We start from the raw sequence: 12,700 nt of genomic DNA on the forward strand, positions 1-12,700 counted from the left end.
CCTTCCGCTGCCTCCCCGGTGGGGTGCCTCCGTCTCGGCGTCGCGACGCGCACGGCTGGGCCCCCGCTGGACCCGGTTGCGCGTGATGACAGGACGCCCACGGCCGGTCCTCGACCTGAGCCTCGGCGCCGCCCGGGGCGAACGGGTGATGAACGGGGACCGACAGTGCGGGAGGCGTCGCGCGGAAACGGGTGGCGAATCGACCTGCGCAGCTCGTCGGCCGTTCACCGGGCGGCGTTTTCGGCTCGATAACGTCGAACCCGTCGACACAGTGGCGAGACCGACGTCAGGGGTCGCGATGGGTCACGAGCCTTCCCGCCGAACGATACTCACCGCGATGGCCGCGATGACGACGGTGCCGCTGGGCGGCATCGCGTTGCTCGCGCCTTCGCTGCTGTCGATGGTCGCCCGCGACCTGGAACTGATCACGGTGACCGATCGGTCGGTGGCCGTCAGCTGGACCACCGCCGCACCCGATCCGTCCGGGCGCTGGCGGCCGGTGGCAGCCGATACCGAACTCGCCCTGGGACCGGCGAATTCCCGTAGACCGCTTCCGGTCGTCCATTCCGATGCGACACCGACGGCGTTCCACTACGTCGAAGTCCACGGGCTCGAACCGGGCCGTCCCTACTGGCTGGAGGCGCGCTCCCGCGGCGTACGTGCGCTCACCGGTTCGCCGACGTCCTGGTGGAACGACGACCAGCGGCACGAGTTCCGCACGCTCACTCCGCCTCCCGGCCGGTTGGTGCGCACCCTGGCCCTCGCCAACGACGTGCATTTCGGTGAGGAGGTCAGTGGCGAACTCGTACCGGGTGTGCCGACCGGGGTCCGGCAGGAACCCGGGATGGCGCCGTATCCGGCGGTCATGCTCGACGCCCTGCTCGGCGATGTGCGCGCCCCGGACCGCCGTGCCGACCATCTGATCCTGGCCGGTGACCTCACCGCCGAGGGCACCCCGGGGGAATCCCGGACGCTGCGCCGCCGGCTGGACAGCTGGGGCCGGCTGGGCCGGGAGCTGCTGGTATGCCGCGGTAACCATGACCGGCCGCGTACCGGTGCCCGGTGGCAGCCGGGTATCCGGCTCGCGCGTACCGCGCACCACGACTGCTGGGGCCCGCACTTCCTACCCCGGCAGCGGCTGTTCGCCTACGACCTGGGCGGCCTGCGGGTGATCGCCCTCGACACCACCGATCTCGACCGCGCCGGCGGGCGGATCGACGCCGAGCAGATGTCCACGCTGCGCGCACTGCTGCGTGCCGAACCCGACCGGCCCACATTGGTGTTCGGCCATCACCCGGTGACCCGGGAGGCGGGTCGTACGAATCTCGGCGGACCGGGTTTCATCCTCGACCGGCGCGACGCCGTGAGCCTGCAGCAACTGTACGGACGCGCCCCGGGAGTGTTCCTGCACCACAGCGGGCATACGCACCGTAACCGCCGCACCCGTCCGGACACCCCGGTGCCGGTGGAGTTCCTGGAAGTGGCGTCGATCAAGGAGTACCCGGCGGGCTACGCGCTGCTGCGACTGTACGAGGGCGGGTACATGGTCACGTTCCAGACCACCCGCACCGCCGCGGCCCGCCGCTGGAGCGCCCGGACCCGCGGCCAGCTGTTCGGGTTGCAGTCCCGGTACAGCCTGGGCTCGGTCGCCGACCGCAACCATGTGGTGCGCCGCGATCTGTCCGGGCTCTCCAGCGCTCGATCGTCTACTGTCAGGAAACCTCGAGTAGACTCGGTCGATGACCGACGGTACGCCCAGTACTCCGCAGCAGATCCACCGCGATACCGGTGATCCGGCGCCGGTGCAGCGGGAGGTGATCGGCGAACCTCCCACGGGCGGCGATCTGGAGGCGGCGATCGCCCGCCAGGTCCGCGCGTTGCGCAAGGCCAGCGGGCTGTCCGTCGGCGATATGGCGGCCAAGGTGGGAATCTCCAAGGCGATGCTGTCGAAGATCGAGAACGCGCAGACCTCGTGCAGCCTGTCCACTCTCGCCCGGCTCGCCGCCGGGCTCGATGTGCCGGTGACCTCGCTGTTCCGCGACGCGGATACGGTGCGTGAAGCGGTGTACGTGGCGGCCGGGCAGGGTGCGGTGATCGTGGGCCGCGGCACCCGGATCGGGCATCACTACGAACTTCTGGGTTCGCTGCGCGGCCAGCACAAACGGCTGGAACCGGTGCTGGTGACGCTGACCGCGTCCAGTGAGGTGTTCCCCCGGTTCCAGCACGCGGGTACGGAATTGATCTACATGCTGGAAGGCGTGATGGTCTACGGGCACGGCTCGGCGGAATACACCCTGCGCCCGGGGGATTCACTACTGCTGGACGGCGAGGGGATCCACGGCCCCAACGATCTGGTACGCCTGCCGATCCGTTTCCTCGCGGTCACCGCCTACCCGGACAATCACGAGGAAACGTGACAACGGACCGGCCTTCCCAGTGTGGAAGGCCGGCCCGTTCCCGGTTGTGCGCTCAATCGGCCGCGGGAGCCTTCGCGGCGGCCTCGGCGGTGATGGACTCCGCGGCGGCTACCGCCGCGTCGGCCGGAACGGGGGCCGTGGTGAGCGTGGCCACCTCCATCACGTAGGCCGTTTCCCCGTGGATCGAGGCGTCCAGGCCCTCCTGTTCGGTTTCGGCCGGAACCCGCAGTCCCATGGTCAGATCGACGACCTTGGCCAGGATCAGGGTGACGACGAAGGTGTACGCCAGCACGGCCAGTACCGCGACGGCCTGCCGCCACAGCACATCGACGCCGCCGCCGTAGAACAGGCCGGCCACCCCGTTCGGCGCCGCCGGATCGGCGAGCAGGCCGATCAGCAGCGTGCCGAGAATGCCACCCACCAGGTGGATGCCCACCACGTCCAGCGAATCATCCACCCCGAACCGGAATTTCAGCGAGACCGCGAAACAGCACACCGCTCCGGCCGCGGCGCCGATGATCAACGCACCCATGGGAGATACCGCGCCGCAGGCGGGCGTGATGCCGACCAGTGCGGCGATGAGCCCGGAACTGGCGCCCAGGGAGGTGGCGCGGCCCTCGCGCAGTTTCTCCACGACGAGCCAGCCGCAGATCCCGGCCGCGGCCGCGGCCACGGTGTTGAGGACGACCACGGACGCGCTGTTACCCGCGGCCAGCGCGGAACCACCGTTGAATCCGAACCAGCCGAAGAACAGGATGCCGGCGCCCAGCACGGTGAGCGGAAGGTTGTGCGGCCGCGGCGGATTCGGGAAAACGCCCCGTTTACCGAGGACGAGCACCAGCGCCAGTGCCGCGATCCCCGCGTTCACATGCACCGCGGTGCCACCCGCGAAGTCGATGGCGCCCAAAGTGTTGGCGATCCAGCCGCCGAGCACCGAGCCGTCCGCGGAATCGAACGCGAAAACCCAGTGTGCCACCGGGAAGTACACCAGGGTGGCCCACAATCCCGCGAACAGCATCCAGGCACCGAACTTCATCCGGTCGGCCACCGCGCCCGAGATCAGTGCGACGGTGATCGCGGCGAACAACAACTGGAAGCCCGATACCAGCGCGGGCGGTAGCGCGGGTTCGGCCGGCGCCGTCAGCAGATCCGCGGAGCCGAAATACTCGAGCGGGTTGCCGAGCAGGCCGATACCACCCAGCGAATCACCCAGTACGGCCGAATAGCCGAACACGATCCACAGGACGCCGACCACGGCGAACGCGCCGAAGGTCATCATCGCCATATTGAGTGTGTTCTTGATGCCGACCATGCCCCCGTAGAACATGGCGAGCCCGGGCACCATCAGGCTCACGACGGCGAAGGCCGCCAGTATCCACGCGGTATTCGCCGCGGCGAGTGCTTCGGTCATGATTTCCCTCATCCTGTATCTGTCGCCGAACCGATGTCTCTCATGAGTGGACAGACCCGTCTTTCAGTAGACGCCGCCGTGCGTTGCCGGGAATGATCCGCCGGTAACTTCTCCGTTAACCCCCGCGTGCTCGGCCAGCCAGCGCACGCCCGGACCGCGCGTCCGGGCCAGCCCTTTGTATTCGGCGATATCCGCGGGCAGTTCGGCCAGCACCGAAGCCAGCCGGCCGGCCCATTCGGGAACCGACGCCACCGCCCGGAACGGCAGCAGATAGGTGCGGATCAAGAACATCACCGCGCCCGATACCGGCAACCGGGTGAGGTGCTGGACCTCGGTGCGCAGATGCAGCCGGTCGCCGACCTCCGCAGGGTCGCCGCCGGCGAGGGTCCGGCGGTCGCGACCCCAGATCGGGTAGGTCTCGGTGGACGTATCGAGCCGGCCGTCCACTGTCAGGGTCCAGTTGGTGCGGCGGTAGCTTTCGCCGGGTTCGAGCCGCATCAGGAAATCCTGGGCACGGGTGATGATCCGTTCCCGGTGGACCCGGGGTACCGGGCCGTGCAACTGGGTGAAACTCATCCCGACGTCGAAGCCGAAAGACCAGTCGGCAGCGAAGGTGACCACGCCCGCGTCCGCCCACAGCTGCCCCTCGCGCTGATCCAGCAGCACCACGTCCTCCTGGATCTGGCCACAGATCCAGGACAGCGGATCGGCCGGGAGCGTCGCTGGGTCACCGAACACGAAGCGCTGGTCGATTCCGAGATCGGTATTGCGCCAGTGGTACTGCTCGCCGTCCCGCGCGAGGCTCATCCGCCCGGGATAGTCGGCGCTGAGATCGGACATCACGGTCAGCATCGCGTCCCAGGCGGCGGCCTGCATATGCGGCAGGCAGGCGTATCGGGTGGGGTCGGCGGCGAGGATTCCGGCGCGCAGCGCCAGCTCGTGCCGGTAGTGGCGGTCGATATCCACCCGGTGGGTGCCCCAGCGGCCGGCCGCCGTGGGCACCGGGGTGCGCGCCGGTTCGATATTGGCGCTGTAGCGGTACTGCGGTTTCGGCAGCGGGAACGGGTAGCGGGCGACGTCCTCGGCGCGGAACTGCGCGTAGGGGGCCGGCGTAGCGGTGTTCACAGGTCGATCTCCAGCTGCGGGCTCGCGGCCCGGGACACGCACGCCATCATGCTGTCGCCGGCGGCCCGCTCGTCGGGGGCGAGGTAGGTGTCGCGGTGCTCGATCGCACCGTCCAGCACGGTGATCCGGCATTCCCCGCACACCCCGCGGCGGCACAGATTCGGCACCGGCGTCCCGTGCGCGCGCAACGCGTCGAGGAGCGTGGTGGTGGCCGCTACCGGAATCGCGGCGCCGGTCCGCCGCAACCGCGCGGTGAACGGCGTACCGGCGGGCTGCGGTGCGGGGGCGAACAGTTCGGAGTGCACACGCTGCGGCGGCCATCCGGCGGCGCGGGCCGCCGCGGCGACGGCGTCGATCATCGGACCGGGCCCGCAGACGTAGAGATGTGTGCCGAGCGGGCTGTCGCGCAGTGCCGGGTGCAGCCGCTCCCACAGCTGCGCGCGCGAACCGCACCGGGTGAGCGAGCCCGGGGCCAGGGCCACCAGCTCCGCGGCGTACGGGGCACGGGTACCGCGATGCGCGTAGAGGACCTCGAACGACCGGCCCCACCGGACCGCGGCGCGCATATGCGACAGAATCGCGGTGACCCCGATCCCACCCGCCACAAACAGGTGATGCCGGGCGGCGGCCACCGGCGCGAACCCGCTGCGCGGCCGCGAGACATCGAGCGGATCGCCGGTCCGCCTGCTGTGCAGCCAGCGTGATCCGCCGCGCCCGGCCGGGTCCAGGCGTACCGCGATGGTGTAGTGGTCCGGCTCGACTTCGGGACCGGTGAGCGAATAGGAGTTCTGCTCACCCGGACCCCAGCGGACGGCGAGATGACTGCCCGGCGGGAAGGACGGTAACCGCCCGCGATCCCCGGCACGCAGCGTGAACTCCCGAACATCGCTGTCCAGCAGCCGGATCCGGTCGATCACCAGGCGCAGGGCAGCGTCTCTGCCCGGCCCGGTGGTCACGGCAGGTCCTCGGCGCCGGGGTGATACCCGAGATAGGCGGGGATGCGCGGCGAGAAGTGGTGATACACGGTCAACGGCGACCCGCATCCGCCGCAGCGCGTGGTCTCGCCGAGTGCGGCGGCCGTCTGTGAGACCGCGTGACAATGTGCGCAGTACACCTGGCGCGCACCGGCCTCCGCCTCGCCGGGGCCGGCGGTGACGATCTCGCACTCCAGGGCGCCGGCCGCGCGGATCGCGGCGTGGGCGCGGGCCCGGCCGGGTTCGGCGCCGAGTACGGCGAAACGCCAGCCCACTCGCGCCCGGGCCAGCGTCGCGGCGAGTGCGGTTTCGCCGCTGTCGGCGGCCAGGACGGTCACCGGGACGCCCTCGAGGCGGGCGGCGAATGCGCGGGCCGCGGTGTCGGCGCCGGGTGCGGTGGCCACCACCACGTAGGCGGTGGCGTCCGGGTCGATGGGTAGATCGCAGGCGTCGGCCGCGGTCGGGACGGGCACGCTGGTTCCCTCGTGCTGGGTCATGGGCTACTCCGGGTCGTGGTGGTCGCTCATGGGGATCGGCTCAGGGTGCGAAGGACCGGTGGCCGACGAAGAAGGCGAGGGCGCGTTCCGGTGTGCTGAACCGGATCCGTGATCCCTTCGGGAAGAAGATCGCGTCCTTCGGTCCCGCCGTCTCGACCTGTCCGGTATGGAGGTTCTCCAGCCGGAATTCGCCCTCGAGCACGACCTTCATCTCGTCGTAGTCGTAGTGGTAGTCCAGCGGGGCATCGGTATGCCGTAGTTCGAAATAGCCCGCCGCCATCTCGGAGCCTTCGGGATTGGCATAGACATCGTCGATGAAGGCTTCGGTACCCGGGTAGTCGGCGACGGGCATCTGCGGCAGGGAGCGCCAGAAGTCGGCGGTCACCCGGAACGGGGTGGCGGGGGCGGCGGTGGCGGGTGCGGGATCGGTCATCTGGTCGCTCCGAAGGGTGGGGAATGAGATGAATCAAAGAATAATCAGAAGAAACAATGCGACGGGTTACGCGTGGATTAATCTCCGGCGGATCTGCTCGTTCACCCATGCGGTAGCTGAGTGTCAAGGGTGTATGACAACTGTTTTTGCGGTATCTCTCGGGCCCGCTGGGTTATCCGGTGCTGACGTGCCCGTAACGCCGCCGTCATCTCGAGAATGTTTCTTGATATACAACACAATCTCGTGACAAGAAACAGGTGACCATGGCGGCGACCGAAACCCACAACTACGTCATTGTCGGCGGCGGGCTGGAAGGCCTGGCCATCGCCTGGTCGCTGGCCGAACGCGGGGAAACCGATGTCGTCGTGCTGGAACGCGACACCCTCTGCTCCGGGATGACCGGCAAGTCCAGCGGTGTCGTCCGGTGCCACTACGGTGTGCCGTCGCTCGCGGCCATGGCCTGGTACGGATTGGATGTCTTCAGCAGGGCGGGCGAGCTCTTCGGCGACGATATGGGTTTCCAGCAGTGCGGTTACCTGGTCGGCGTCGGCGCCGGCAACGTCGAAGCCTTGCGGGCCAACGTCGCGATGATGCAGGGGCTCGGTATCGACGTCGCGCTGGTCGACCATGCCGCCGTCCGCGATCTGTGGCCGGGACTGTACCTGGACGATTTCGCCGCCTTCGCCTACGAACCGCGCGGTGGACGAGGCGAGGCCTACTTGGCCGGTATGGCATTCGCCGCGGCGGCTCGCGCCCTCGGCGTGCGGATCGCGCAGGGTGCCCCGGTGCGCGAATTGGTACTCGGCCCCGGCGGCGCGGTGGCGGGTGTCCGGCTGGCCGACGGCGCGCAGATCCACGCCGGAACAGTGATCCTCGCGGCGGGCCCCTGGACTCCGGCGCTCGCGGCGTCGGCCGGGGTGGCGGTCGACGTCCGCGCCCAGCGCGCGCAGCTGGTGCTGGTCGATCAGGGCGCGCCGACGCCGCCGGTGCCCGTGCTGTCGGATCTGGCGGGGCTGTCCTATCTGTGCCGCGAACCCAACGGCGAACTGCTGGTGGGCAATTCCGACCACCAGGCCCCGGAATACCTCGACCCCGACAACTACGTGAACCGGGCCGACGAGAGCACGGTCGAGAAGGTGATCGGCAAACTCGGGCACCGGCTACCCGCTATGCCCGACCCCCGGATCACCGGATCCTATGTCGGCGCCTACGACGTCACCCCCGACTACAACCCGATCATCGGCCCGGCGCCGGTCGACGGCCTCTTCCTGGCCACCGGCTTCTCCGGGCACGGTTTCAAGATCTCCCCGGCGGTCGGCCGGCTCGCCGCCGATCTGCTCACCACCGGGAAAACCGACCTGCCCGGTGTCGATCCCGACGATTTCCGCTACTCCCGTTTCGCCGAGGGCGCCCCCTTGGTGAGCCCGCATCCCTACGTGGGTGCGGGCGAGATGCGCTGACCCACCCAGCCCGCCGCACCGACCGACCCCTGGAGTACCCATGGCCCTCGACACCGCAACAACATTCGCCCCGGTCCCGGAAGCCGCCACCGCACCGGGCACACTGGCCGCGCTGGCGCAGGCCAGCGGCACCCGGTACATCCTCGCCCTGTTCACCACGCTGTCCGGGAAACCGTGTGCCAAGCTCGTCCCGGTCGAGGCCGTCGGCCAGCTGGAAACCGACGGCGCCGGCTTCGCCGGGTACGCCGCCGGCACGATGGGCCAGCAGCCGGCGGACCCGGATCTCGTCGCCGTGCCCGATCCGTCCTCCTTCACCCCGATTCCCTTCGTACGGCCGGGATTGGCGCTGGTGCACTGCGATCCGCACGTCAACGGCCGGGTATGGCCGTTCGCGCCGCGCGCGGTGCTGGCCGCGGCCCTGCGGCGGGCGGCGGCCGGCGGTTTCACCGTCAAGGTCGGCGCCGAGATCGAATACTTCCTGGTGCAGCGCGACGCCACCGGTACGCTGCGCACCGCCGATGCGGCCGATACCAGCCGGCAGCCGTGTTACGACGCCCGCGACGTGACCCGGATGTACGACCACCTGACCGAGATCTCGGCGGCGATGAACACCCTCGGCTGGGGTAACTACGCCAGCGATCACGAGGACGCCAACGGCCAGTTCGAGCAGAATTTCGCCTACGCCGACGCCATGACCACTGCCGACCGGGTGATCACCGCCCGCTATCTGCTCTCGGTGATCGCCGAGAAACGCGGTATGCGCGCCACCTTCATGCCCAAACCGTTCGCCGACCGCACCGGATCGGGGATGCATCTGCACCTGTCGCTGTGGCGCGGGGAGACCGCGCTGTTCCCGGACACCGGCGATCCGCGGGGGCTCGGCCTGTCCGGCACCGCCTATTCGTTCCTCGCCGGTCTGCTCGACCATGCCTGCGCGCTCCAGGCGGTGCTGGCACCGACGGTCAACTCCTACAAGCGGATCGGCGCCGTATCGACCAGCAGCGGAGCCACCTGGTCGCCACGCCGGGCCACCTACGGCGGTAACGATCGCACCCACTACCTGCGGGTACCCGACGGGAACCGGGTGGAGTTGCGCGGCGGCGACGGGTCGGCGAACCCCTACCTGGCCATGGCCGCGGCGGTCGGGGCCGGTCTCGACGGTATCGACCGCGCGCTCGACCCCGGCACCCCGGGTAGCGGCGACCGCGATGGCGAGCTGTTGCCGATGACGCTGCTGCACGCCATGGACGCACTCGAGGCCGACCCGGTGGTGATGGCCGCGCTGGACGGGGCCGGTCCCGGCGTCGGCGAATACTTCGCCCGGATCAAACGGGACGAGTTCTTCGCCTGGCACAACACGGTCTCCGCCTGGGAGATCGACGAATACCTCACCGCCTTCTGATCCGCGAACCGCGAAGGAGCGCACCGCATGTGCGGAATAGTCGGGTTGCATCTGCGCGACCCAGCCCTGTATCCCCGGCTCGGCGAACTACTGACCGGGATGCTCGACCAGATGTGTGAGCGGGGGCCGGATTCGGCCGGAATGGCTGTCTACGGCGACTCGAACTGGTCACCGGCCGGTGCCGCCACGGTCTCCCTGCTGGACGTGGCGGAGCCGGCCACGGACCTCGCGGCCCGGGTGGCCGCCGCGATCGGCATGCGGGTCGACGGTATCGAGCTCGCGCCGACCACCGTGCTCACCGCGGCCACCGGCGCCGCAGAACTGGCGGACGCCGCCCGCCGGGCCGCGCCCGGAGCCCGGCTCATCGGATTCGGTGACGACCTCACCGTGCTGAAGGGGGTCGGCGATCCCAGCGCGCTGGCCCGGCGGTTCGGGCTCCCGGACGCCGCCGGTCATCAGGGTGTCGCGCATACCAGGATGGCCACCGAATCCGCGGTCACCGCGGCGGGGTCGCATCCCTTCTCGGTGGGGCCCGACCAGTGCCTGGTGCACAACGGCTCCTTCTCCAATCACATGAGCGTAAAACACGAACTGGAAAGGGCGGGAGTCGTTTTCGACAGCGAGAACGATACCGAGGTCGCCGCCCGGTTCCTGGCCCGGCAGCTGGCCGAGGGCGCCGATCTGGAGAAGGCGCTGCGGCTGCTCGCCGAACGATTCGACGGGTTCTACACCCTGCTCGTCGCCCACAAGGAATCGTTCGCCGTGGTCCGTGACCCGATCGCCTGCAAACCCGCGGTGATCGCCGAAACCGGGCGGTGGGTCGCGATGGCCTCCGAATACCGTGCCCTGGCCGATCTGCCGGGTATCGACACCGCCCATATCTTCGAACCCGTTCCCGAGGAGGTCTACGTATGGCACCGGCAGTGAGTGAGTTGCACCAGGACACCGCCGCGGTCACCACCCTCGATCTGGGGGTGCGGACCGTGCGGGAGGTCAACGCGCTGTTGCACACACCGGCCGCGCCGCGGCGGGTGCATGTGCTGAGCCCACGCGGGGCACACGCGGTGGCCTGTGGGCTGGACGACGAGATCGAGGTGACGATCGAGGGTCATGTCGGCTACTACTGCGCGGGGATGAACCAGCGCGCCACCGTCACCGTCCGCGGGAACGCCGGTACCGGGGTGGCCGAGAACATGATGTCGGGCACGGTACGGATCACCGGCGACGCGTCCCAATCCGCCGGCGCGACCGCCCACGGCGGCCTGCTGGTGATCGAGGGCAATGCCGGGGCGCGCTGCGGGATCTCGATGAAGGGCGCCGATATCGTGGTCGGCGGCGATATCGGGCATATGAGCGCGTTCATGGGCCAGGCCGGGCGTCTCGTGGTGTGCGGTGACGCCGGGGAAGCGCTGGGGGATTCGCTGTACGAGACCCGGATCTATGTCCGCGGGAAGGTCGCCTCATTGGGCGCCGACTGTATCGAGAAGCCCATGCGCACGCAGCATCTGGCCGAACTCCGGGAGCTGCTCGACGCCGCCGGATTCGCCGCCGACCCCGCCGAATTCACCCGCTACGGCTCGGCCCGCACGCTGTACAACTTCCACGTCGACAACGCCGGCGCGTACTGAGGCCGGGGCAGGAGACCATAATGAGCAGTCCCGCACAGCTCGACCCCGCATTACGGGAATCGGCGACCTTCCCGCGTACCGTGATCGCCGAGATCCAGCGCGCCGCCGAAACCGGGATCTACGATATCCGCGGCTGGGGCGCCAAACGACCGCTCCCGCATTTCGACGATCTGCTGTTCCTGGGCGCCTCGATGTCGCGTTACCCGCTCGAAGGGTATCGCGAGCGCTGCGATACCGATGTCGTCCTGGGCGGCCGGCACGCGAAGAAGCCACTCCACCTGGATATCCCGATCACCATCGCCGGAATGAGTTTCGGCGCGCTGTCCGGGCAGGCCAAGGAGGCACTCGGGCGCGGCGCCGGTGCGGTGGGCACCTCGACCACCACCGGTGACGGCGGGATGACCCGCGAAGAGCGCGGGCAATCGAAAACCCTCGTCTATCAATACCTCCCGTCCCGTTACGGGATGAACCCCGACGATCTGCGGCGCGCAGACGCCATCGAGATCGTGCTCGGGCAGGGCGCCAAACCCGGCGGCGGCGGAATGCTGCTCGGCCAGAAGATCACCGAGCGGGTCGCGCAGATGCGTACCCTCCCGCAGGGCGTGGACCAGCGTTCGGCGTGCCGGCATCCGGATTGGACCGGCCCCGACGATCTGGCCATCAAGATCATCGAACTGCGTGAGATCACCGATTGGGAAAAGCCCGTCTACGTCAAAGTCGGTGCCACCCGGACCTATTACGACGTCAAACTCGCCGTCCAGGCGGGCGCCGATGTGGTGGTCGTGGACGGGATGCAGGGCGGCACCGCCGCCACCCAGGACGTGTTCATCGAACACGTCGGCATCCCCACCCTGGCCGCGCTGCCCCAGGCCGTCCGAGCCCTCCAGGAGTTGGGTGTGCACCGGAAAGTGCAGCTCATCGTGTCCGGCGGGATTCGTAGCGGGGCGGATGTCGCCAAGGCGATGGCGCTGGGCGCCGACGCGGTGGCCATCGGTACCGCCGCCCTCATCGCGCTCGGCGACAACAACCCGCGCTTCGCCGACCAGTACGCGGCGCTCGGTTCGGCACCCGGCTACTACGATGATTTCCAGGCCGGCCGCGACCCGGCCGGGATCACCACCCAGGACCCGGAACTCGCCCGCAACCTCGACCCGGTCGCGGCCGGCCGGCGCCTGGCGAACTACCTGCGGGTGCTCACCATGGAGGCCCAAACCCTCGCGCGGGCCTGCGGGAAATCGCATCTGCGCAACCTCGAACCGGAAGATCTGGTCGCGCTCACCGTGGAGGCCGCCGCGATGGCCGGTGTCCCACTGGCCGGCACCACCTGGATCCCGGGCCGGATATGAGCGCGCC

Annotated in this window: 12 protein-coding genes; 7 read left to right on the plus strand and 5 right to left on the minus strand. The window is 69.4% G+C overall.

The features are described from left to right. Positions 1-337: 337 nt before the first annotated feature. A complete protein-coding gene (locus ACQEVO_RS09725; protein ID WP_432911180.1) occupies positions 338-1,792 on the plus strand; it encodes a metallophosphoesterase in 1,455 nt (484 codons plus the stop codon). Then, entirely contained in the window at positions 1,740-2,417 is a 678-nt protein-coding gene (locus ACQEVO_RS09730) for a helix-turn-helix domain-containing protein (protein WP_432911183.1), read from the plus strand. The genes ACQEVO_RS09725 and ACQEVO_RS09730 overlap by 53 nt, the downstream gene beginning before the upstream one ends. A gap of 52 nt (positions 2,418-2,469) precedes the next feature. Here ACQEVO_RS09730 and ACQEVO_RS09735 read toward each other — a convergent pair whose 3' ends face one another. The 5 genes from ACQEVO_RS09735 to ACQEVO_RS09755 all read right to left on the minus strand — a co-directional run bounded on the left by ACQEVO_RS09735 (position 2,470) and on the right by ACQEVO_RS09755 (position 6,857). After that, positions 2,470-3,828: an ammonium transporter gene (locus tag ACQEVO_RS09735; protein WP_432911185.1), complete on the minus strand. Its 1,359-nt coding sequence runs from the start codon at positions 3,826-3,828 to the stop codon at positions 2,470-2,472. Between the two features lie 63 nt (positions 3,829-3,891). Further along, the gene (locus ACQEVO_RS09740; RefSeq protein WP_432911186.1) at positions 3,892-4,953 is read right to left on the minus strand and encodes a heme-dependent oxidative N-demethylase family protein; all 1,062 of its coding nucleotides are present in this window, start codon (positions 4,951-4,953) and stop codon (positions 3,892-3,894) included. Beyond that, the gene (locus tag ACQEVO_RS09745; RefSeq protein WP_432911188.1) at positions 4,950-5,909 is read right to left on the minus strand and encodes a PDR/VanB family oxidoreductase; all 960 of its coding nucleotides are present in this window, start codon (positions 5,907-5,909) and stop codon (positions 4,950-4,952) included. Before ACQEVO_RS09745 ends, ACQEVO_RS09740 begins: the two co-directional genes overlap by 4 nt. Then, the gene (locus ACQEVO_RS09750; RefSeq protein WP_432911191.1) at positions 5,906-6,424 is read right to left on the minus strand and encodes a dimethylamine monooxygenase subunit DmmA family protein; all 519 of its coding nucleotides are present in this window, start codon (positions 6,422-6,424) and stop codon (positions 5,906-5,908) included. Before ACQEVO_RS09750 ends, ACQEVO_RS09745 begins: the two co-directional genes overlap by 4 nt. Before the next feature lie 40 nt (positions 6,425-6,464). Beyond that, positions 6,465-6,857 (minus strand): ethanolamine utilization protein, encoded by a 393-nt coding sequence (locus ACQEVO_RS09755; protein WP_432911192.1) that lies wholly within the window; start codon positions 6,855-6,857, stop codon positions 6,465-6,467. A 263-nt stretch (positions 6,858-7,120) separates the two neighbouring features. Between ACQEVO_RS09755 and ACQEVO_RS09760 the strand changes: the two genes are divergently transcribed. Genes ACQEVO_RS09760 through ACQEVO_RS09780 form a run of 5 tightly spaced genes read left to right on the plus strand, consistent with a single transcriptional unit; the run spans position 7,121 to position 12,693 of the window. Further along, on the plus strand, positions 7,121-8,317 hold the full coding sequence (locus ACQEVO_RS09760; RefSeq protein WP_432911195.1) for an NAD(P)/FAD-dependent oxidoreductase: 1,197 nt from the start codon (positions 7,121-7,123) through the stop codon (positions 8,315-8,317). A 40-nt stretch (positions 8,318-8,357) separates the two neighbouring features. Beyond that, positions 8,358-9,719, plus strand: coding sequence for a type III glutamate--ammonia ligase (glnT, locus tag ACQEVO_RS09765; protein WP_432911198.1), 1,362 nt, complete (start codon positions 8,358-8,360; stop codon positions 9,717-9,719). A gap of 27 nt (positions 9,720-9,746) precedes the next feature. After that, a complete protein-coding gene (locus ACQEVO_RS09770; RefSeq protein ID WP_432911201.1) occupies positions 9,747-10,646 on the plus strand; it encodes a class II glutamine amidotransferase in 900 nt (299 codons plus the stop codon). Further along, entirely contained in the window at positions 10,631-11,347 is a 717-nt protein-coding gene (locus tag ACQEVO_RS09775; RefSeq protein WP_432911203.1) for a protein glxC, read from the plus strand. Before ACQEVO_RS09770 ends, ACQEVO_RS09775 begins: the two co-directional genes overlap by 16 nt. A 20-nt stretch (positions 11,348-11,367) precedes the next feature. Continuing rightward, a complete protein-coding gene (locus ACQEVO_RS09780) occupies positions 11,368-12,693 on the plus strand; it encodes an FMN-binding glutamate synthase family protein (protein WP_432911206.1) in 1,326 nt (441 codons plus the stop codon). Positions 12,694-12,700 lie beyond the last annotated feature (7 nt).

Origin of the sequence: Nocardia sp. CA-290969, assembly GCF_050936135.1 — a bacterium.
Classification (GTDB): Bacteria; Actinomycetota; Actinomycetes; order Mycobacteriales; family Mycobacteriaceae; genus Nocardia.